A 19,537-nucleotide genomic window follows, 5' to 3' on the forward strand; every position below is an offset into this window, starting at 1 on the left:
AGTAGCGGTTTTGCATCTCGCGGGGTGGCATGTCGCGGATAGTCGGCATCGACCTGGGCACCACCAACTCAGTGGTGGCGGTGTTGGAGGGTGGCCGCCCCGCGGTGATCGCCAGCGCCGAGGGCGGCCGCACGACGCCGTCGGTGGTGGGCTTCAGCCGCGACCAGGAGCTGCTGGTGGGCCAATTGGCGCGCCGCCAGCTGGTGCTCAACCCCCGCAACACCTTCGCCAATCTCAAGCGCTTCGTGGGGCGCCAATGGGACGAACTGGAGGAGGGCAGCCTGTCGGTGCCCTACTCGGTGCGGGCCAACGAGCAGGGCAATGTGCGGGTGGTTTGTCCGGCTACCGAGCGGGAATACGCCCCGGAAGAGCTGGTTGCGAGTGTGCTGCGCAAGCTCTGCGACGACGCCGCCACCTACCTGGGGGAACCCGTTGAGGCGGCGGTGATCACCGTGCCGGCTTATTTCAACGACGCCCAGCGCCAGGCCACCCGGGATGCCGGCCGGCTGGCGGGCATCAGCGTCGAGCGCATCCTCAACGAGCCCACGGCAGCGGCCCTCGCCTACGGCTTCGACCGCAGCACGGTGAAGCGGGTGCTGGTGTTCGACCTGGGCGGCGGCACCTTCGATGTGTCGGTGCTGCGCATCGCCCAGGGGGTGTTCGATGTGAAGGCCACCAGCGGCGACACCCAGCTCGGCGGCAACGACTGGGATCGCCGCATCGTCGACTGGCTGGCTGATGCCTTCCAGGCGGAGCACGGCATCGACCTGCGCCGTGACCGCCAGGCCCTGCAGCGCCTCACTGAGGCGTCGGAGAAGGCCAAGATCGAGCTGAGCGGCGTGCAGAGCACGCCCATCTCGCTGCCTTTCATCGCCACCGGACCCGACGGGCCGCTGCACATCGAAACCACCCTGGAGCGCCGGGTGTTTGAGGGGCTCTGCCCCGACCTGCTCGATCGGCTGTTGCGGCCGGTGCAGCGGGCCCTGCGCGATTCCGGCCTCGCAGCCGAGGACATCGACGACGTGGTGCTGGTGGGCGGCTCCACCCGCATGCCGATGGTGCAGGAGATGGTGCGCACCCTCATCCCCCTGGAGCCCTGCCAGTCGGTGAATCCCGATGAGGTGGTGGCGATCGGCGCGGCGGTGCAGGCCGGCATCCTCACCGGCGAGCTGCGCGATCTGATGCTCAACGACGTCACCCCCCTGTCGCTGGGTCTGGAGACCATCGGCGGCGTGATGAAGGTGCTGATCCCTCGCAACTCGTCCATTCCGGTGCGCAAGAGCGACCTGTTCAGCACCTCCGAAGCCAATCAGAGCTCGGTGGAGATCCATGTGCTGCAGGGGGAGCGGCAGATGGCGGACGACAACAAGAGTCTGGGCCGCTTCCGCCTGTCTGGCATCCCGCCGGCGCCCCGGGGCGTGCCCCAGGTGCAGGTCTCGTTTGACATTGATGCCAATGGCTTGCTGCAGGTGTCGGCCACCGACCGCACCACCGGCCGGCAGCAGAGCGTCAGCATTCAGGGCGGCTCCAACCTCAGCGAGGAGGAGATCACCAAGCTGATCGAAGAGGCGGAGCAGAAGGCCAGCGAAGATCGCCGCAAGCGGTCTGAGATCGATCGTCGCAATCGGGCCCAGACCCTGGTGGCCCAGGCGGAGCGCCGGCTCAGGGATGCCGCCCTGGAGCTGGGGCCCTATGGCGCCGAGCGGCAGCAGCGCTCGGTGGAGATGGCCCTGCGCGACGTGCAGGACCTGCTCGCTGCCGACGACCTGGTGGAGCTGGAACTGGCGGTGAGCCAGCTGCAGGAGGCCCTGTTTGGGCTCAACCGGCGCCTGTTGAGTGAGCGCAAGGCCGAACAGGGGCCCCTGCAGGGCCTCAAAAACACCCTGGGCTCCCTCAAGGATGAGTTGTTTGCCGACGACGACTGGGACGACTGGAACCGCCCCGGCAGCGACCCCTGGGCCATGCCACCGTCGCGTTATGACCGCGAGCCCAGCTATCGCGAGCCCAGCTATCGGGAACCTCCCTATCGCGAACCCGAAGCTTTGGTGCGTGAGCGCCCGCCCCGGGTGGATGACGACCCTTGGGGGGATGGGTCCTACCGGTGACGCGTAGCCCCGCCGCCCCGTCCGACTACTGGTCGGTGCTGGGCCTTGAGCCCGGCGCCGACGCCAGCAGCCTCAAGCGGGCCTTTCGCGCCCAGGCCCGCCGCTGGCATCCCGACCTCAACGGCAATGACCCGCTGGCAGAGGAGCGCTTCAAGCTGGTCAACGAGGCCTATGCGGTGCTGTCCGACCCGCGCCGCCGCCAGGCCTGGGAGGCCGGCGATCCTGGTGGTGACGCTCCTGGCCGCGAGCCGCAGGATCCCTTCGCCACCGGCTTTCCCGACTTCGAGGAGTACCTCGACGCTCTGTTCGGTGAGCGGCGCCGTTCCCGTCGGCCCTCCAGTGCTGATTTTGGGCCCCCTGGACGCGACGACGAGGCTGCCCCGGAGCCCGACGCCGAGCCAGAGGGACACGAGCGAGAGGCTCCGGGCTCGGTGACGGCCTCGCCGCCGCCGCCGCTGCCGGTGCAGGCCTCCAGCGACCAAGAGAGCCTGGTGGAGCTCAGCCCCGAGCAGGCCCTGCAGGGGGAGCGGGTGGAGTTGGAGCTTGCCGATGGCACGGCGGTGGAGGTGTGGACCCCACCCCTGGCGGGCGATGGCTGGCGGCTGCGGCTCGCGGGGGTGACCCCCGGCGGCGGCGACCACTTCCTGCAATTGCGGGTGCGCACGGAGGAGGGGCTGCGCATCGATGGCCTGCGTGTGCTCTACCCGCTGGAGCTCAGCCCAGCGGAAGCCGCCCTGGGCGCCGAGGTGGTGGTGCCAACTTTGCGGGGGCCGGTGAAGCTGCGGGTGCCGCCGGGCTCCTCGAGCGGCCGGCTGCTGCGCCTGCGGGGCCGTGGCCAGGAGTGGGGGGAGCAGCGCGGCGACCAGCTGGTGGAGGTGCGCATCGTGGTGCCCGAGGAGTTGGGCGACGCCGAAGCCGCCCTGTATCGCCGCCTGCAGGAACTGGCCGACGATCCCGACGGTCTGCACCGGTGACACACTGAGGGTCCTCTGCCCTTTGCCGCGATCCATGCCGGTGCACGTGATGCTGTTCGATGCCGGAAGTGACCAGGAAGGCATCCATTCGCTGGAGCTCAATGGCCGCACCGTGGTGCTGCTGTTTGAGGACCGCGATGACGCGGAGCGCTATGCCGGACTGTTGGAGGCCCAGGACTTTCCCGTGCCCACCGTGGAGCCGCTCGACCGGGAGGAGATGGAGTTGTTTTGCAGCCAGGCGGGGTACGAGGCCCGTTTCGTGCCGGCGGGGTTTCTGCCCCAGAGCGCCGAAGATCGCCTGCTGATTGCGCCGCCCGAGCGCAACATGGACGTCGCCAAATGGCAGGAGCAGCAGGCGGCCGAGACTGCTGAGAGTTCTGGCGACCCCAGCCTGGAGGCCTTTCGCCGCCAGCTCGAGGGCCTGTTGTGAGCGGGGCCGCGGCCGGCGCAGACCGCGGCCACCTGCTCACCGAACAGGCCAATCCCCTCAGCGAGCGGCTCGACCAGCTGCCCACCGACGCGTTGGTGGCTCTGTTCTGCGCCAACGACCGGGAGCCCCAACGGGCCCTGGAGGCGGCGGCTCCGGCGCTTACGGCCGCCGTGGATGCCATTGCGACGCGGCTTGCGATCGGCGGGCGGCTGTTTTATCTGGGCGCCGGCACATCCGGCCGGCTGGGGGTGCTCGATGCGGCCGAATGCCCGCCCACCTTCTGCACGTCGCCGGAGTTGGTGCAGGGCGTGCTAGCTGGCGGGGCGCCCGCCCTGTTGCGCAGCTCGGAGGGGCTGGAGGATCTGGCCGAGGCCGGCCAGCACGATCTGGAAGAGCGGGGCTTCGGCCCTGGCGATTGCCTGGTGGGCATCGCCGCCGGCGGCACCACGCCCTACGTGCTCGGCGCCTTGCGCCACGCCCAGGCAACCGGTGCCCTGGCGATCGCCATGGCCTGCGTGCCCGCCAACCAGGCCCCCATGCCCTGTGACATCGACATCCGCCTGCTGACGGGCCCTGAGCTGCTGGCTGGCTCCACCCGGCTTAAGGCCGGCACCGCCACCAAGATGGCCCTCAACCTGTTGTCCACCGGCGTGATGGTGCGGCTGGGCAAGGTGCACGGCAACCGCATGGTGGATGTGGCCGTGACCAACACCAAGCTCGAAGATCGGGCCCTGCGCATCCTGCAGGACCTGGCCGGGCTGCGCCGCGAGCAGGGCGCTCAGCTGCTGGAGCAGGCGGGTGGTTCGGTGAAGCTCGCGCTGCTGATGGCGGCCTCAGGCATGGATCCTGGCTCAGCCGCCGCCCATCTGGCCCAGCATGGCCCCAGCCTGCGGGCGGCTCTGCAGGCCTGCGGTGCTCAGTTGAACGGTCTGGCTCAGTTGAACGAGCCCCAGTAGGGCGCGGTGAACAGGTCGACCTGGCGGCGGGTGCTGGCCGGCACCTGCTCTTTGGGGGTCATCAGGGCGTGGCGCAGGGCCTGGTGGGCGCTGCTGGTGGGGCGCTGGGCCGCTACCCGTTCGGCCGCCACCCGCACGATCTGTTGGGCCAGGCTGGCGTTCGCGTGCAGGTTGGCAATCACCATCTCCACCGTCACCGAGGCGTGTTCCTGGTGCCAGCAGTCGTAGTCGGTCACCATCGCCAGGGTGGCGTAGGCGATCTCAGCTTCCCGGGCCAGGCGCGCTTCGGTGTGGTTGGTCATGCCGATCACGGCACAGCCCCAGGAGCGGTAGAGCTCCGATTCGGCGCGGGTGGAGAAGGCCGGACCCTCCATGCAGAGGTAGGTGCCGCCGCGGTGCAGTTGGCGGCCGGTGGGCATCAGGCTTTCGCCCACATCGGCCAGCAGCCGGCTGAGCACCGGACAGAAGGGATCGGCGAAGCCCACGTGGGCCACCAGCCCGTCGCCAAACAGGGTGAGCGGGCGCTGGTGGGTGCGATCGATGAATTGATCCGGCACCACCATGTCGAGCGGCCGAAACTGCTCCTGCAGGGAGCCCACTGCCGACAAGGACAGGATCCAGCGCACGCCCAGGGAGCGCAGGGCCCAGAGGTTGGCGCGATAGGGCACCTCCGTGGGGGTGTGGCTGTGGTGCCGGCCGTGGCGGGCCAGGAACACAACCTCCATATCGCCGATCTTGCCCAGTCGCAGGGAATCGGAGGGAGGCCCGTAGGGCGTGTCGATCGTCAGCTCCTGTACATCCTCCAGGCCCTCCATCGCGTAAAGGCCACTGCCTCCCAGGATTCCAAGCCGGGCACGGCTCAGATCGAGACCGCTGGGCGAGTCGGACGTGGGGCTGCTCATCGGCGAGGCGACCGCATGGCTCTCCATTTTCATCACGCGCATTCCCCCACCCCATACAGTCGGCTTTTACGCACAGCAACCGTGACCAAAGCCGTGATGGAGACCGAGGCCGGAACCATCGAACTCGACCTGTTCGAGAGCGATGCGCCCAACACCGTGGCCAACTTCACCAAGCTCGCCAAGGAGGGCTTCTACGACGGACTGGCCTTCCATCGTGTGATCCCCGGTTTCATGGCCCAGGGCGGCTGCCCCAACAGCCGGGAAGGCTCCCGCGGTACGGCTGGCACCGGTGGCCCCGGCTACCAGATCGATTGTGAGATCAACAGCCAGAAGCATCAGGCCGGCACCCTGGCGATGGCCCACGCCGGCAAGAACACCGGTGGTTCGCAGTTTTATATCTGCCACGGCGCCCAGCCCCACCTCGATGGCGTGCACACCGTGTTTGGCCACACCGGCAACATGGACGTGGTGCTCGCCCTCAAGAACGGCAGTCGCATCACCAAGGTGACTGTTCAGGATTGAAGATCCTCCAGCCAGGACTGCGTTAGCGCCAGACCAGAAAGGCGCCGGGTTGAACCTTCAACTCGGCGCCCAGTTCGCTGAGGGAGCGCTGCTGGCGCTCCAGGTCAGCGCTGGGGTGACTGCTCCGCTGGGCATCCGGAGCCAGCAGCAGGCTGACGGCGCTGGTGTGGCTCCAGTGCGCCATCTGGCTGAGGGCTGCCCCCACTGCTCCCACTCCACCCCGTGTCTGGTCGAGGCCGCTGAGCACCACCGCCAGCGCCGGTTGGTTGAGCAGGGCCAGCAGGCGCGGGTGCTCCTCACGCTCCACCTGAAGCCCCTGCGCCTGCGCCCACTGCTGGAGGGCGTCCAGCTGGGTGGCAATCGCCACCGTGCTGAGCTCCGTGCTGAGCTCAGTGCTGTGCTGCTCGGCGGTGCTGTGCCAGGCCAGCACCGCCGTGGGTCCACCGATGGGGCAGGACGGCCCATCACCCATCAGGTGTCCCAGCTTGATGCGCTTGGTTTGCAGGTAGGCGGCGTTGTGGCTGCCGGGATCCATCACCAGCGGCACCCGGTCTTCCACCTTCAGGCCGTAGCCGCCCAGACCGGCGATCTTGCGCGGGTTGTTGGTGATCAGGCGCAGGCGGTTCACCCCCAGATCGCTGAGGATCTGGGCACCGACGCCGTAGTTGCGCAGGTCGGCGGGGAAGCCGAGGCGCTCGTTGGCCTCCACCGTGTCGAGGCCTGTGTCCTGGAGGGAATAGGCCTTGAGTTTGTTGATCAGGCCAATGCCGCGGCCCTCCTGGCGCAGATACACCACCACGCCTTCGCCGGCCGCTTCGATCATGCGCAGGGCGGTTTCCAGTTGGGGCCGGCAGTCGCAGCGCAGGGAGCCGAAGGCATCGCCGGTGAGACATTCGCTGTGCACCCGCACCAGCACCGGGGCTTCAGCCCGCTCGGGTTGCCCCTTCACGATCGCGATATGTTCGCTGCCATCGAGCTCGTTGCGGTAGCCGATGGCTCGGAAGTCGCCAAAGGCGCTGGGCAAGGTGGCTTCCGCCTGGCGGCGTACGAAACGCTCGGTGTCGAGGCGGTAGCGGATCAGGTCGGCAATGCTGATCAGCCTTAATCCGTGGCGCCTCGCGTACACGGCCAGCTGGGCCAGCCGGGCCATGGAGCCGTCGCTGTTCTGGATTTCACAGATCACCCCGGCCGGGTAGAGGCCGGCCAGGCGAGCCAGGTCGACGGCGGCTTCGGTGTGACCAGCCCGCTTCAACACGCCGCCCTGCTTGGCCCGCAGCGGAAAGATGTGGCCGGGCCGGCGCAGATCGTTGGGACGGGTGTGGGGATGGATCGCCACCTGGATGGTGCGGGCCCGATCCTCCGCGGAGATGCCGGTGCTCACCCCGTTCTCAGCACCCGCATCCACGCTCACGGTGAAGGCGGTCTGGTTGCTGTCGGTGTTGCGATCCACCATCAGCGGCAGATCGAGGGCATCGAGCCGCTCGCCCTCCATCGCCAGACAGATCAGGCCCCGAGCCTCGATGGCCATGAAGTTGATCTGCTCGGGCGTGGCGAACTGGGCCGCGCAGATCAGGTCGCCCTCGTTTTCGCGGTTTTCGTCGTCCACCACCACGATCGACTCGCCGTTGCGGATCGCCGCCAGGGCATCGGCGATCGAGTCGAAACGGATGCCGGGGTCGTGGGAGGGGAGGGGCTGGTCGCGCAGGAGGGTCAACGGAGTGCGGGTGGGGCCTGAGCCCTGGCGCAATCATCCTTTATAAAGCCCGGGTCGTCCTTCCCCGCGGCTCTGCCATGGCCAACAAGCGCGTTGCGGTGATCGGGGCCAGTGGTTACGGCGGGCTCCAAACCTTGCGGCTGCTGCACCAGCACCCAAACCTAGACGTCACGTTCCTGGGCGGCGAGCGCAGCAGCGGCAAGCGCTGGAGCGAACTGGTGCCCTTCCTGCCCCTGGCCGGTGACCCCGTGGTGCAGACCCCGGAGCCCGACGCCATCGCCGAGGCGGCGGATCTGGCAGTGCTCAGCCTGCCCAACGGTGTGGCGGCCCAGCTGGTGCCTCCCCTGCTCGAGCGCGGCGTGCGGGTGGTGGATCTCTCCGCCGACTACCGCTATAGCTCTTTGGCCCAGTGGCAAGAGGTGTACGCCACCGAGGCCCGCCAGGTGCCCCGCAGCGACGGCGACCTGTGCAGTGAGGCTGTCTACGGGCTGCCGGAATGGGAGGCGGATGCGATCCGTCGCGCCCGCCTGGTGGCCGCCCCCGGATGCTTCCCCACCGCATCCCTGTTGGGGCTGCTCCCCTTTTTGAAGCAGGGCTTGATCGACACCGGCGGCATCGTGATCGACGCCAAGACCGGTACCTCCGGCGGAGGACGGGCCGCCAAGGAGCACCTGCTGCTGGCCGAGTGCTCCGAGTCGGTGGCGCCCTATGGCGTGGTGGGCCACCGCCACACCAGCGAGATCGAGCAGTTGGCGGGTCGAGTGGCCGGCCGCGAGATCCAGCTGCAGTTCACGCCCCACCTGATGCCGATGGTGCGGGGTCTGCTAGCCACCGTGTATTGCCGCCTGCGGGATCCGGGCCTCACCGCTGAAGACTGCGCCACCCTGCTGGCCTCGGCCTACCGCCAGGCTCCCTGCGTGGAGGTGCTGCCGGTGGGCACCTACCCCTCCACCAAGTGGGTGCGCCAGACCAACCGGGCCCTGCTGTCGGTGCAGGTTGATCCCCGCACGGGCCAGCTGATCGTGATGGGCGCGATCGACAACCTGGTGAAGGGTCAGGCGGGCCAGGGGGTGCAGTGCCTGAATTTGATGGCGGGCTTGGAGTCCACGACGGGTCTGCCGTTATTGCCCTTCTATCCCTGAGCCCGCTCAGCCAGGCTTGCCAAGCTGCTGGGCGGTGAGGGCTACGGCCAGGGGCAGGATCCGGTGCTCCTGCATCTGAATCCGGCGGGTGAGGCTGGCGTGGTCGTCGCCAGCCAGCACGGGCACGGCCGCCTGCACCAAAATTCTGCCGGCATCCACCTCCTCGCTCACCAGGTGGGCCGTGCAGCCGGCCAGGGTCACCCCGGCCGCCAGGGCCTGACCTACCGCATCGAGGCCCCGGAAGCTGGGCAGCAGGGAGGGATGAATGTTGAGCAGCCGGTCTGGGAAGGCGCCGATCAGAGTGGGGGTGACCACCCGCATCCACCCCGCCATCACCACCAGATCCACGGCAGCTGCCTGAAAGCTGGCCACCAGGGCCCGGTCGAGCTGGTCGCGGCTGGGATGGTTCCGGTGATCGTGCAGCTGGCAGGGAATGCCCAGCCGCTCAGCCCGCTGCTGGGCACCGCAGCCGCCGTTGTTCACCACCAGCAGGGCCACTTCGGCCTGGAGGTTGCCTTGCCGGCAGGCCTGCACCAGGGCCTCGAAGTTGCTGCCGGCACCGGAGGCCATCACCCCCAGCCGCAGGAGGCCGGGCTCCGGTGCGCAGGCCGTTGCATGGGCTTCTCGGCAATCCGGTGGCAACGGCCACTGGACGCAGGGCCCTTGATCGCTAGGGTCTGAAAAAGCGGGCATTGTGCCGTGTCCCACCTCTCCATCCTGCCAACCGTGCTTCGCGATGCCGAGGGACTCGCAGCCAGCCTGGCGGCTCTGGGCCATTCCCCGGAGTGGGGCGGCCAGCTGGAGGGTTTCGCCGGCGAGACCCAGCCTGTCGACTTGCAGGTGACCCTTTCAAGTGGCGTGCAGCTCGGCTGGACGCGCCACACGGATGGATCCCTTGCCTTGGTGGGCGATCTGCAGCGGCTGAGCCGCTCCCAGACCCTGCAGCGTCTGCTGGGCGCCATCACCCGCCGCTACGCCGCTGAGATGGCCCTGCGCGAAGCGGCCAGCCAGCTGTCGGGGGCCCAGGTGAGCGTGGTGCTCTGACGCCTGCTTGTGCCAGAGCGATCCGTGCCAGAGCCCGTGCCCGCGTTTCACCTGGATCTCACGGCCTGCCACCAGCACCTGGTGCGGGTGCGCCTCAGCCACACCCCCAGTCGTTCCTGTCTGCGCCTGTCTCTGCCGTCCTGGACCCCGGGCTCCTACCTGATCCGCGACTATGTCCGTCAGCTTGAGGGGCTGACAGTCAGGCAGGGGGGGCGGACCCTTGAGCCCCGTCGACTCACCCCGAGCCGTTGGCAGCTCGAGCTGCCCAGCCTCGAGCCGCTGGAGATCCACTACGCGGTGCTGGCCACCGAGCTCACGGTGCGCACCTGCCACCTCGACGGCGACCATGGCTTTCTGGCCTTGGCGGCGGTGGCCCTGGAGCTGGAGGGGGAGCGCTGGACGCCCCACCGGCTGCAGCTTTCGCTCCCGACTGGGTGGCAGGCCTTCGTGCCCCTGCCGGAGGCCCCGCAGGGCGATGCCACCGGGGCTGAAGGCGGCGGCTGGCTGGCCCGCGACTTCGATCAGCTGCTGGACACGCCGGTCGAGGCCGGCCCCCACCGCGCCCACGCCTTCAGCGTTGCCGGCGTGCCCCACCGCTGGGTGAGCTGGGGCTCCGATCTGCAAGGACGTGATCCCGTTGACGCCGATCCGCGCTGGCTTAAGGATCTCGAGCAGGTCTGCCTGGCCTGTTGCCGCCTGATGGGGGTGGAGCGGCCGGCGGCGGATCACTACCTGGTTGTGCTGCACCTCACCGACAGCGGCTATGGCGGCCTGGAGCACGATCTCAGCACGGTGTTGCAGTTCGGTCGGCGGTCTTTGGGCCGACCGGAGGGGCGCCGCAAGTTGCTGCAGCTCGCCGCCCACGAATACCTGCATCAGTGGAACGTGCGGCGGTTACGCCCCGCCGAGCTCACGCCCTATCGCTACGACCAGGCGGTGGTGGTCCCCACGCTTTGGTTCGCCGAGGGCGTGACCAGCTATGTCGATCAGCTGTTGCCCCACAGCGCCGGGTGCAGCACCGAGAAGGAGGTGCTCGAGGATCTGGGCGCCGACTTGAGCCGTTACCTGCTCAGCCCTGGCCGGCGGGTGCAGAGCCTGCGCTCCAGCAGCGAGGAGGCCTGGGTGAAGCTCTACCGGCCCGATGCCTATTCGCCGAACAGCCAGATCAGCTACTACCTCAAGGGAGCGGTGCTGGCCCTGGTGCTGGATCTGCACCTGCGTCGCGTTGGGGCCTGCCTGCCCCAGGTGCTGCGCGAGTTGTGGGCCAGCCATGGGGCTGGGGGCCGGGGTTACCGGGACGTGGATCTGATCGATGCGTTTGCCCGCCATGCCGCCGATCTGGCCGTGCTGCTGCCGCAGTGGCTCAACAGTTGCGACGATCCACCGCTGCAGGCCTATCTGGCGGATGTGGGCCTGCGGCTGGAACCCCAGCTGGCCCCCAGCCAGGAGTTGGGCTGCCGGCTGGAGCCTGGGGCCGCTGGCCTGAAGCTGCAGCGGGTTGTCCGCGATGGCCCGGCCGAGCGGGCGGGCCTGGCCGTTGGCGATGAATGGCTCGCCCTCGATGGCATGCGTGTGCGCAATGTCGACGACATCGCGGATCTGCTTCGGCCGCAGCGTCCTCTGAGTGGCCACGCGTTGCTGTTTTGCCGGGACGGACGGGTGCGCACCACCACCCTCCTGCCCGAGGCGCCAGCCGTGGAGCGCTGGACTCTGGATCTGGACCCCGCATCCGGCGAGGCGACGGCACCCCAGCGCCAGCGGTGGCTGACCCTGGAGGTGCCATGACCGCCTCCCCCCGCCCCCTGTGGTTGGCCCTGGCCGCAGGCGCCATGGTCGCCCTGGGGGGAATGGGCTGGTTGGCCCGGGAGTTGTCGGCAGAAGCCAGCGGCGGCCGCAAGCGCCCCAGCCTGCTGGAGCTGCTGGAGGAGGTGCGTCAGCCGCCCGCGGCTCCGGAGCCGGGCCGGCGTGCGGCCCCGGGCCCGCCGAGACAGGCCAGCTGGCAATCGCCTCTGCGCAGCAGTTGCACGATCACCGATCCCGCCCAACGCACCCGGCTGCAGGCCCTGGTGAGCGAGGTGCAGACCTCGCCGGCCCGGGTGCAAATCCACCCCACCAACTACGGCGAGCGGTTCATCCGGGATGCCTATGGCAACCCCATCGACCCCACTCCCCAGCTGGTGGTGCTGCACGAGACGGTGTACGGGATCGGCTCGGCGATCAACACCTTCCTCACCCCCCATCCGCGCGATGACGACCAGGTGAGCTACCACTCCCTCATTGGTGGGGATGGCTCAGTGGTGCAGGTGCTGGATCCCGCCAAGCGCGCCTTTGGCGCCGGCAATTCGGCCTTCAATGGCCGCTGGGTGGTGACCAACGCCAAGGCGAGCGGCTCTGTCAACAACTTCGCCTTGCACGTCAGCCTGGAAACGCCCCTTGATGGCGAGGGCCAGAATCCGACCCACAGCGGCTATTCCGCGGCCCAGTACGACGCCTTGGCGGCCCTGCTGGCCGGCTGGATGCAGCGCTACGGGATCCCGGCCGAGCACATCACCACCCATCGAGCCGTGGATCTGGGCGGCGAGCGGGCCGATCCCCGCAGTTTTCAGTGGTCAGCCTTGCAACAGCGCCTCCAGAACCTGGGAATGCTGTGTTCTGGCCGATCAGATCAGGGGTGAAGGCGCCGCTTTGCGCCTGGAGTACATCAGGGCGTGCAGCTCGGCATCCTGCATGGCGCGCAGGATGCGGCGGGGGTAGTCGAGCTTGCCGTTGTGCAGATAGGCCAGGGTGGCCAGCGCTTTGGCATCCCGTTGGCTCTTGCTGGCCTGCAGCTGGCGCTTCGGCAAGTTCAACTCCCGGCTCAGGCGCGCGAATTTGCCCACCAGCAGCACCACGTTCTGCTCGGGGTCGAGCAAGGCATCACGGGCCTGGCTGATCTCGGCATCGGAGGCATCGGGCTTCAGCAGACCCTGGTGGACCATTTCACCCAGGCCGAGCTGGGCCGGGCCGTGGGTGCTGAACAACCCGGAGTGGGCCGCCAGGGGCAGATCTTCGCCGGGTTTGGCGTGGCGCATTTCGTCGAAGAGAATCGCCGCCACCAGCATCGGATTCACACCTTGGCGATGGCTTTCGGCCAGGATCAAAGGCCTCAGATCGGCGATGCGCCCAAGGGTGTGGGAGCGCAGGGGCTCGAGTTGGTCGATGCCGCTGGTGAAAAGCTGGGCCAGCCGTGGCTGGGGGCCGTGCACGCCAAAACGCCGCTTTAATTCGCTCAGCTCGGCTGCCGAGAACTGCAGGGGGTCGACTTGGTCGCTTGCGCCTTGGGCGGTGCCGATGCTGCCGCTCAGACCAGGGTCAAGCAGCAGCAGGGGCTTGCTGGGGCCACCGGTGAACGGCAGGGTAGCCACGGCCAGAAGGGCTGCCGTCAGCCCAGTGGGGCGCCGAACCCCTACCAGGCGCTTGCCCCAGGCAAGCCAGCTCCGGTGGCTGAAACGGTTCGACACACAAGTCTTAAATTCCCAAACTGATCTTAAGGAATTGTCTGGGTTTTTCTTGGCCCAGGGAACGGTCTGACGTCCGGCCCCTGCTCCTGCGCTGGTGCAGGGCGGGGTTCAGGCGTAAGTTCTGTCGACGTGAGCGGCCTGAGCCGCAAGCCCATGCTTGCCAATTTCGATGGCTCCAGTGCTGAATCCCAGTGGCAGCGCTTCTGCGAGCTGCTCTGGTACGAGGAGGATCTCGGCATCTGGCTGGATGTGAGCCGCATGGCGATCGGCCAGGGCGACCTCGACGGCCTGGCTCCTCGCTTCGAACAGGCTTTCACAGCCATGGCAGCCCTTGAGGCCGGGGCGATCGCCAACCCTGACGAACAGCGTCAGGTGGGTCATTACTGGTTGCGCACGCCCAGCCTGGCTCCGGAACCCGCCATTGCCGCCCACATCGACGCGGAGGTGGAACGGATCGCAGCCTTCGGCCAGGCGGTGCTGAACGGCAGCCTCAAGGCTCCCAACGGCCAGGCCTTCACCGACGTGCTCTGGATCGGCATCGGTGGTTCCGGGCTGGGGCCTCTGTTGATGGTGCGTGCCCTGCAGGACGCGGGTCAGGGGCTCCCCTTCCATTTCTTCGACAACGTCGATCCAAATGGCATGAGCCGCACCCTGGCGGCCCTCGACAGTCGGCTGGCCACCACGTTGGTGGTGGTGGTGAGCAAGTCGGGCGGCACGCCGGAGCCCCACATCGGCATGGAGCAGGCCCAGGCCCGGTTGGAGGCCCGCGGTGGCCAGTGGGCCGGCCAGGCGGTGGCCGTCACGATGCTGGGCAGCAAGCTCGATCAGCTGGCTGTTGCGGGCCAGTGGCTCCGCCGTTTCGACATGTTCGATTGGGTGGGCGGACGCACCAGCATCACCAGTGCGGTGGGGTTGTTGCCCGCGGCTCTGATCGCTGCCGACATCCCTGGTTTTCTGTCCGGGGCCTCCCGCATGGATGCGCTCACCCGGCTGGCCGACCTGCGTCGCAACCCGGCGGCCCTGATGGCGGCCTCCTGGTATGTGGCTGGTCACGGCCGGGGCCAGCGCGACATGGTCGTGCTCCCCTACCGCGATCGCCTGGAGGTGTTCAGCCGCTACCTGCAGCAGCTGGTGATGGAAAGCCTGGGCAAGAAGCACGACCGCAATGGCCAGGTGGTGCACCAGGGCATCGCGGTGTATGGCAACAAGGGCTCCACCGACCAGCACGCCTATGTGCAGCAGTTGCGCGATGGCATCGACAACTTCTTTGTCACCTTCATCGAGGCCCTGGAGGAACCCAGTGATATCCCCCCGATTGGCGATGAGATCCCCGGCGACTTCCTCGATGGCTTCCTGCAGGGCACCCGCTCTGCCCTGAAGGAGGGCGGCCGCCAGAGCCTCTCGATCACCCTGCGCCGCTTTGATGCCACCACCCTCGGCGCCCTGATCGCCCTGTTTGAGCGCGCCGTTGGCCTCTATGCCGAACTGGTGAACATCAACGCCTACGACCAGCCCGGCGTCGAGGCCGGCAAGAAGGCGGCTGCCGAGATCCTGGCGTTGCAGGGGCGGCTTGAGGCGCTGCTGGCGGATGGCCAGGAGCGCAGCCTGCAGGAGCTGCAGCAGGCCCTCGGCGCCGAAAGCCCTGAGCCCCTCTTTTGGATCCTGCGCCATCTCTGTGCCAACCCCCGCGGTTATCGGGCCAGCGGTGCTTGGGGACAGCCCGCGGCGATGCGCTTCGCCAAGGCCTGAGCCGGCCAGCCGCGATGCCACCCGCTGCGATGGCGGGCCCGCCCTCTCCCGCGCAGGTGCTGCAGGAGGTGTTCGGCTATGGCGCCTTCCGGGGCCCCCAGCAGGAGATCGTCGAGCACGTGGTGGCGGGCGGTTCGGCGCTGGTGCTGATGCCCACGGGCGGCGGTAAATCGCTCTGCTATCAGATCCCCGCCCTCTGCCGCCCCGGTATCGGCGTGGTGATCTCGCCCCTGATTGCCCTGATGCAGGACCAGGTGGAAGGCTTGCGCCAGGCCGGGGTGCGGGCAGCTGCGCTGCATTCGAGTTGCTCCGCTGAGGAGAGCGCTGCCACCTGGAGCGCTCTTCGCACCGGAGCGCTCGACTTGCTCTACCTCTCCCCCGAGCGTCTGTTGGCCCCGGGCACCCTGGATCGTTTGGCGGTCCTGCCGATCGCTCTGTTTGCCATTGATGAGGCCCACTGCGTCTCCCAGTGGGGCCACGATTTCCGCCCCGACTATCTGCAGCTGGCGGTGTTGGCCCAGCGCTTTGGCGATGTGCCGCGGCTGGCCCTCACCGCCACCGCCGATCCCCGCACCCGCGAAGAGATCCGCACCAGGCTGCAACTGGAGCAGGGCCGGGTGTTTCTGGCCAGCTTCGATCGGCCCAACATCCGCTATGTGCTGCGCGACAAGGACGATGCCCGCCGTCAGCTGCTTGAGCTGCTGGCCGACCACCGCGGTGAGGCGGGGATTGTGTATGCCCGCTCCCGCAGCCGGGTGGACCGTTTCAGCCGCGACCTGCAGGCCGCCGGGTACGACGCTGTGGCCTACCACGCCGGTTTGGATGCGGCCCAGCGCAGCGCTGCCCTGGAGCGCTTTCGGCGGGAGAGCGGCGTGATCGTGGTGGCCACGATCGCTTTCGGCATGGGCATCGACAAGCCCGATGTGCGCTTTGTGGCCCACGTGGATCTGCCCAAGAGCCTGGAGGCCTACTACCAGGAGACGGGCCGGGCGGGCCGCGATGGTCTGCCGGCGCTTGCCTGGATGGTGCACGGAGCCGGGGATGTGCCCCAGCTGCGCCGGTTCATCGACGACTCCGACGCCGAGCCCGTTCAGAAGCGGATTGAGCACGGCAAACTCGATGCCCTGATCACCTTCACGGAGGCCAGCGGCTGCCGCCGTCAGGTGTTGCTGGCCCACTTCGCTGAGGGGCTGGCCCAACCCTGCGGCAACTGCGATCTCTGCCTGGAGCCGGACACGGCGGTGGATGTGACCGAGCCGGCCCGCAAAGCCCTTTCAGCGGTGTATCGCTGCGGCAGTCGCTTCGGGGCGGCCCATCTGGTGGATGTCCTGCTGGGGGCGGACACCGCCCGGGTGCGTGAGCTCGGCCACCAGGATCTGAGTGTGTATGGCATCGGCCAGGAGCTCGACCGGGGCCAGTGGCGCAGCCTGTTTCGGCAACTGGTCGCCCGCGGCCTGCTGCATTCGGACCCTGACCGCTATGGCGCCCTGGGGTTTGGCGCTGATGCGCTGGTGAAGCCTCTGCTGCGGGGCGAGCAACAGCTGCTGCTGCGCCTGCCGCCCCCCAAGCGGGAGCGGCGACGCCAGCCGTCTGCTGGCACGGCACCCCTTCCTGCGGAGCTCAGCCCCGACGACGCTCCGTTGCTGCAGGCGCTCAAGGACTGGCGACGGGAGCAGGCCCGTAGCCAGGGGCTGCCGCCCTATGTGGTGTTCCACGACCGCACCCTGGTGGAGGTGGTGGCCCGCCGGCCCAGATCACTCCAGGCGATGGCCGAGATCAGCGGCATTGGCCAGGCGAAGCTGGATCGCTACGGGCCGGCGTTGCTGGAGGCGCTGGAGCTGGGCCTCAGGGCCGAGGCAGGCGGCAGCCCAGCTGGATGACGCCTTGGTCGAGCAGGCGACCCAGGCGCAAGGCGGTGGCTTCTTCGACGCGGTTGAAGTCGTCCTGGTGCTGGGTGAGCCAGCTCAGTTCGGCTGGGGCGATGACCCCGGTGCTGAGGGCTTCGAGAAACACGGTTCCAACAGACATGGTGGAGCGGTGCGGCTTCGCAGAAGTTTGCTCCGTCGATCTTGGAGTGACCGGACCTCAGTCTTTCGTAACAAGGCGAACGTGCGGCAGATGCGCCGATTGGCATCCGGAGATACATCCGGGAGTCCCACCCCCCGTTACGTTGACGCGAAGTTTCGTAACAAACTTTCGGTTATGACTGATTCCTCTTCCCGCTTTGGCTTCGTCGCTTTTGCTGAAACCTGGAATGGCCGCATGGCCATGATGGGTTTTGTGATCGGCCTCGCGACCGAGCTGCTCACCGGCCAGGGCATCCTCCACCAAATCGGCCTGGGCTGAGACCAGGTTTCGTACTCACGTGCTCAGAGCCACTGCATCCCGGGGGTTTCGAGCATCTCCTGGCTGGGCCAAGCGCCCAGCCCTGAGAATGCCGCCCCCAGCAGGGCCCAGATCCCTTTGCCGCTGGACAACTCCTGCTCAGCGGCCCACTCCGCTTCCCGAACCTCGGCCTCGGTGAGGCGGAGTCCTTCCACCAGCTGGCGATAAATCGCTTTTTCCTGGGCATTGATCGCGGCGCTGTCCTCTGGGCGTTGGCTCACCCGGGCCATCATGTAGGCGAGTTTCAGCGCCAGAAGCCGGTCCTCGGCCACGCTCATCCGCGCCATCAGCTCATCCAGCAGCGCCCCATCCACAGTCCAGGCTGCCAGCAGACGAGCCGCTTCCTCACTGGCATCGGCGCCCCCTTCAGACGAGAAGTAGCGCACCACCAATTGTTCGAGCAGGCGTTTCTCTTCTGCCGAGACATCTCCGTCCACCCAGGCCACGCAGCAGACGATCTGAAGCAGATCCAGCTGGCGTTCGCGATCGCTGGCCATGGCCTGGAGTCACACAGATCCACCATTTTGAGCGGCTGCGAGCGCTCGTTGCAGCATTTGGTTTCGTGCGCTGCATTGGTGCGCCGTAATCACCCCCGGATGGGGGCAGACAGCCTGCTCCGCCGGGATGACGATGGAAGACAGAACGACACACACACCAAAGGAGGGGGCATGACCTGTTTGGGACGCACCTGCCTTAAGTGGCAGGCCGATGGTGAACTGACAGCTTTGGATCGGCAGCTCGTGCTGCAGCGCTTGGTGCTGGTGGATCAGGATGCCACCGATCTGCTGAGCCTCCTCGCCGACGACCTGCCATGTCCCTCGCTGAGTTGAAGGCCTTTCTGGCCAAGGTTCAAGATGACGCGGCCCTGAGAGAAGCGGTCAAATCCGCTGCGACGGCCGACGACGTGGCCCAGATCGGTGCAGGCCTGGGCTATGAGTTTTCTGGGGACGAACTGCTGCGGATCTCAGGCCAAAAGGTGGGCCGGGTCACCGTGACCAAACAGGACATACCGGGCGAATACAACTGAGGCTTTGGTTCGGTTCCTTGGTTGATTGCTGGTTCGTTTGAAGTTGGCGTTGCTCAGGCAGCGACGGCTGCTGTATCGGCAGGCTGGTTGACCTGCTGAACCAACGTTCGGGCATCAAAGCGCTCCAGCAACTCCGCCCCCCCGAGACCGTGGGTCCAGAGCTCCACATCGGCATCGCCGGGCGCCTGGAAACACCAGTCTTCAAAGGGAAAAATCACCTTCTCGAGAAAGTAGGCCTCAGCACCGATACAGCGCAGGATTACCAGTTGGGCGCTGCAATTTCGGTAGAGGCAGGGTTCCATGGCCCAGGTGTCCTCTGATCGCACCGACCCTGCGGCAGTGCGAGCGCAGCTTCTGTGCCGATGCACACCATTCTGTGGTTTCTTCCCGCCAGGGCCCAATCCATTGGCTAGACATCGCTTAGCGATCGAGATCTCCATGGCCAGGGTTTATCCCACCGCGTCACTGACAGGTCTTGTTTTGGGCCTGCTGACGGCCGCCCCTTGGCTGGACGCGGCCCTGGCGCGCCCGATGCGCGGCGGCGGCCTCGGCGGACCCGCCTCCGGCGCCGGGGTTCGTCCAGGGGCGGGCTGGGGTGCCCCCGGAGCTGGGGTGCGGCCCGGGGCAGGCTTCGGCGCACCTGGGGTTGGGCTGACCCGGGCACCCGGGGTTTCGGCCTGGAATCCGGCCTGGGGGCGGCGGGGCTACTGGCCTGCCCGCACCTGGTCCACCGGCTGGTATCGGCCCTATCCGGCTGCCTGGCCCTGGTGGCGCACCAGTTCAGCGGCCTGGGGTGTCACCAGTCTGGCCACAGCCGCCGTGATCACCAGTGCCGTGGATGCTGCCGCCGACCAGCAGTCCACCGTCATCGTTGTGCCCCAGACCAGCCTGCAGCTCGATTACGGCTCGATTCAGGCTTTGCCCCCCAACGGGGTGCAATTTGCCGTTGCTGCGGCCGGCATGCCTTACGCCACGGTCACGAGCGATTGCAAGCAGGGCCTGATCAACGGCGTCCCGCCCACCACGGCCGACCAGGCGCAGCTGCTCAATGCCAGCTGTCAGATCGCCTACGGCTCGGTCTGAGGGC

General features: G+C 67.9%; 22 protein-coding genes. 15 read left to right on the plus strand and 7 right to left on the minus strand.

The genetic code is table 11. From position 1 onward, the window contains the following. Positions 1 to 29 precede the first annotated feature (29 nt). From dnaK to murQ, 4 genes are read left to right on the plus strand one after another with little or no spacing between them, the layout of a single operon-like run. Entirely contained in the window at positions 30 to 2,105 is a 2,076-nt protein-coding gene (dnaK, locus tag KBY70_RS01860) for a molecular chaperone DnaK (RefSeq protein ID WP_254987164.1), read from the plus strand. Then, complete coding sequence (locus tag KBY70_RS01865; RefSeq protein ID WP_254987165.1) at positions 2,102 to 3,079, plus strand: DnaJ domain-containing protein; 978 nt, start codon at positions 2,102 to 2,104, stop codon at positions 3,077 to 3,079. Before dnaK ends, KBY70_RS01865 begins: the two co-directional genes overlap by 4 nt. A 34-nt stretch (positions 3,080 to 3,113) precedes the next feature. Then, positions 3,114 to 3,509: a DUF3110 domain-containing protein gene (locus KBY70_RS01870; RefSeq protein WP_094560306.1), complete on the plus strand. Its 396-nt coding sequence runs from the start codon at positions 3,114 to 3,116 to the stop codon at positions 3,507 to 3,509. After that, on the plus strand, positions 3,506 to 4,465 hold the full coding sequence (gene murQ, locus KBY70_RS01875; protein WP_254987166.1) for an N-acetylmuramic acid 6-phosphate etherase: 960 nt from the start codon (positions 3,506 to 3,508) through the stop codon (positions 4,463 to 4,465). The genes KBY70_RS01870 and murQ overlap by 4 nt, the downstream gene beginning before the upstream one ends. Here the strand turns inward: murQ and mtnP are convergent. Then, positions 4,444 to 5,367, minus strand: coding sequence for an S-methyl-5'-thioadenosine phosphorylase (gene mtnP, locus KBY70_RS01880; protein ID WP_094560450.1), 924 nt, complete (start codon positions 5,365 to 5,367; stop codon positions 4,444 to 4,446). The two genes, murQ and mtnP, sit on opposite strands and share 22 nt — an antisense overlap. 81 nt (positions 5,368 to 5,448) lie before the next feature. Here mtnP and KBY70_RS01885 point away from each other — a divergent pair, with 81 nt between their 5' ends. Next, a complete protein-coding gene (locus KBY70_RS01885; RefSeq protein ID WP_094560308.1) occupies positions 5,449 to 5,889 on the plus strand; it encodes a peptidylprolyl isomerase in 441 nt (146 codons plus the stop codon). A gap of 22 nt (positions 5,890 to 5,911) precedes the next feature. On the opposite strand, the gene ribBA is transcribed toward KBY70_RS01885, so the two are convergent. After that, positions 5,912 to 7,603: a bifunctional 3,4-dihydroxy-2-butanone-4-phosphate synthase/GTP cyclohydrolase II gene (gene ribBA, locus KBY70_RS01890; RefSeq protein WP_261355860.1), complete on the minus strand. Its 1,692-nt coding sequence runs from the start codon at positions 7,601 to 7,603 to the stop codon at positions 5,912 to 5,914. A gap of 77 nt (positions 7,604 to 7,680) precedes the next feature. On the opposite strand from ribBA, the gene argC reads away from it, so the two are divergent. Continuing rightward, positions 7,681 to 8,745, plus strand: a complete 1,065-nt coding sequence (gene argC, locus KBY70_RS01895) for an N-acetyl-gamma-glutamyl-phosphate reductase (protein ID WP_254987167.1) — start codon at positions 7,681 to 7,683, stop codon at positions 8,743 to 8,745. A gap of 6 nt (positions 8,746 to 8,751) precedes the next feature. On the opposite strand, the gene purN is transcribed toward argC, so the two are convergent. Next, entirely contained in the window at positions 8,752 to 9,438 is a 687-nt protein-coding gene (gene purN / locus KBY70_RS01900) for a phosphoribosylglycinamide formyltransferase (protein ID WP_094560311.1), read from the minus strand. A gap of 6 nt (positions 9,439 to 9,444) precedes the next feature. Here purN and KBY70_RS01905 point away from each other — a divergent pair, with 6 nt between their 5' ends. The 3 genes from KBY70_RS01905 to KBY70_RS01915 are packed head-to-tail and all read left to right on the plus strand — an operon-like array spanning position 9,445 to position 12,464. Continuing rightward, the gene (locus tag KBY70_RS01905; protein ID WP_094560313.1) at positions 9,445 to 9,789 is read left to right on the plus strand and encodes a DUF1257 domain-containing protein; all 345 of its coding nucleotides are present in this window, start codon (positions 9,445 to 9,447) and stop codon (positions 9,787 to 9,789) included. Between the two features lie 36 nt (positions 9,790 to 9,825). Continuing rightward, the gene (locus KBY70_RS01910; protein WP_254987168.1) at positions 9,826 to 11,574 is read left to right on the plus strand and encodes a M61 family metallopeptidase; all 1,749 of its coding nucleotides are present in this window, start codon (positions 9,826 to 9,828) and stop codon (positions 11,572 to 11,574) included. Continuing rightward, the gene (locus tag KBY70_RS01915; RefSeq protein WP_254987169.1) at positions 11,571 to 12,464 is read left to right on the plus strand and encodes an N-acetylmuramoyl-L-alanine amidase; all 894 of its coding nucleotides are present in this window, start codon (positions 11,571 to 11,573) and stop codon (positions 12,462 to 12,464) included. The genes KBY70_RS01910 and KBY70_RS01915 overlap by 4 nt, the downstream gene beginning before the upstream one ends. On the opposite strand, the gene KBY70_RS01920 is transcribed toward KBY70_RS01915, so the two are convergent. Next, entirely contained in the window at positions 12,450 to 13,193 is a 744-nt protein-coding gene (locus KBY70_RS01920) for a helicase DnaB (RefSeq protein WP_409996002.1), read from the minus strand. The two genes, KBY70_RS01915 and KBY70_RS01920, sit on opposite strands and share 15 nt — an antisense overlap. A 249-nt stretch (positions 13,194 to 13,442) precedes the next feature. Between KBY70_RS01920 and KBY70_RS01925 the strand changes: the two genes are divergently transcribed. After that, positions 13,443 to 15,038, plus strand: coding sequence for a glucose-6-phosphate isomerase (locus KBY70_RS01925; protein WP_254987170.1), 1,596 nt, complete (start codon positions 13,443 to 13,445; stop codon positions 15,036 to 15,038). A 29-nt stretch (positions 15,039 to 15,067) separates the two neighbouring features. Next, on the plus strand, positions 15,068 to 16,918 hold the full coding sequence (recQ, locus tag KBY70_RS01930; protein ID WP_254987171.1) for a DNA helicase RecQ: 1,851 nt from the start codon (positions 15,068 to 15,070) through the stop codon (positions 16,916 to 16,918). Here recQ and KBY70_RS01935 read toward each other — a convergent pair. Then, on the minus strand, positions 16,884 to 17,066 hold the full coding sequence (locus tag KBY70_RS01935; protein ID WP_094560321.1) for a hypothetical protein: 183 nt from the start codon (positions 17,064 to 17,066) through the stop codon (positions 16,884 to 16,886). The genes recQ and KBY70_RS01935 overlap by 35 nt on opposite strands. A gap of 174 nt (positions 17,067 to 17,240) precedes the next feature. On the opposite strand from KBY70_RS01935, the gene KBY70_RS01940 reads away from it, so the two are divergent. Continuing rightward, complete coding sequence (locus tag KBY70_RS01940) at positions 17,241 to 17,384, plus strand: chlorophyll a/b-binding protein (protein ID WP_254987172.1); 144 nt, start codon at positions 17,241 to 17,243, stop codon at positions 17,382 to 17,384. 23 nt (positions 17,385 to 17,407) lie between these two features. On the opposite strand, the gene KBY70_RS01945 is transcribed toward KBY70_RS01940, so the two are convergent. Next, complete coding sequence (locus tag KBY70_RS01945; protein WP_254987173.1) at positions 17,408 to 17,920, minus strand: TerB family tellurite resistance protein; 513 nt, start codon at positions 17,918 to 17,920, stop codon at positions 17,408 to 17,410. A 75-nt stretch (positions 17,921 to 17,995) separates the two neighbouring features. Between KBY70_RS01945 and KBY70_RS01950 the strand changes: the two genes are divergently transcribed. Both KBY70_RS01950 and KBY70_RS01955 read left to right on the plus strand, forming a co-directional pair. Further along, positions 17,996 to 18,253, plus strand: a complete 258-nt coding sequence (locus tag KBY70_RS01950; RefSeq protein WP_254987174.1) for a hypothetical protein — start codon at positions 17,996 to 17,998, stop codon at positions 18,251 to 18,253. Beyond that, entirely contained in the window at positions 18,235 to 18,450 is a 216-nt protein-coding gene (locus tag KBY70_RS01955; protein ID WP_254987175.1) for a Nif11-like leader peptide family natural product precursor, read from the plus strand. Before KBY70_RS01950 ends, KBY70_RS01955 begins: the two co-directional genes overlap by 19 nt. A 53-nt stretch (positions 18,451 to 18,503) precedes the next feature. Here the strand turns inward: KBY70_RS01955 and KBY70_RS01960 are convergent, their stop codons facing one another. Continuing rightward, positions 18,504 to 18,776 carry a DUF1830 domain-containing protein gene (locus KBY70_RS01960; RefSeq protein WP_254987176.1) on the minus strand — a complete coding sequence of 91 codons (273 nt, stop codon included), beginning with the start codon at positions 18,774 to 18,776 and terminating at the stop codon, positions 18,504 to 18,506. A gap of 154 nt (positions 18,777 to 18,930) precedes the next feature. Here KBY70_RS01960 and KBY70_RS01965 point away from each other — a divergent pair, with 154 nt between their 5' ends. Next, complete coding sequence (locus KBY70_RS01965) at positions 18,931 to 19,533, plus strand: hypothetical protein (protein ID WP_254987177.1); 603 nt, start codon at positions 18,931 to 18,933, stop codon at positions 19,531 to 19,533. Positions 19,534 to 19,537: the final 4 nt, after the last annotated feature.

Origin of the sequence: Cyanobium sp. ATX 6E8, assembly GCF_024346335.1 — a bacterium.
Taxonomy (GTDB): Bacteria; Cyanobacteriota; Cyanobacteriia; order PCC-6307; family Cyanobiaceae; genus Cyanobium_A.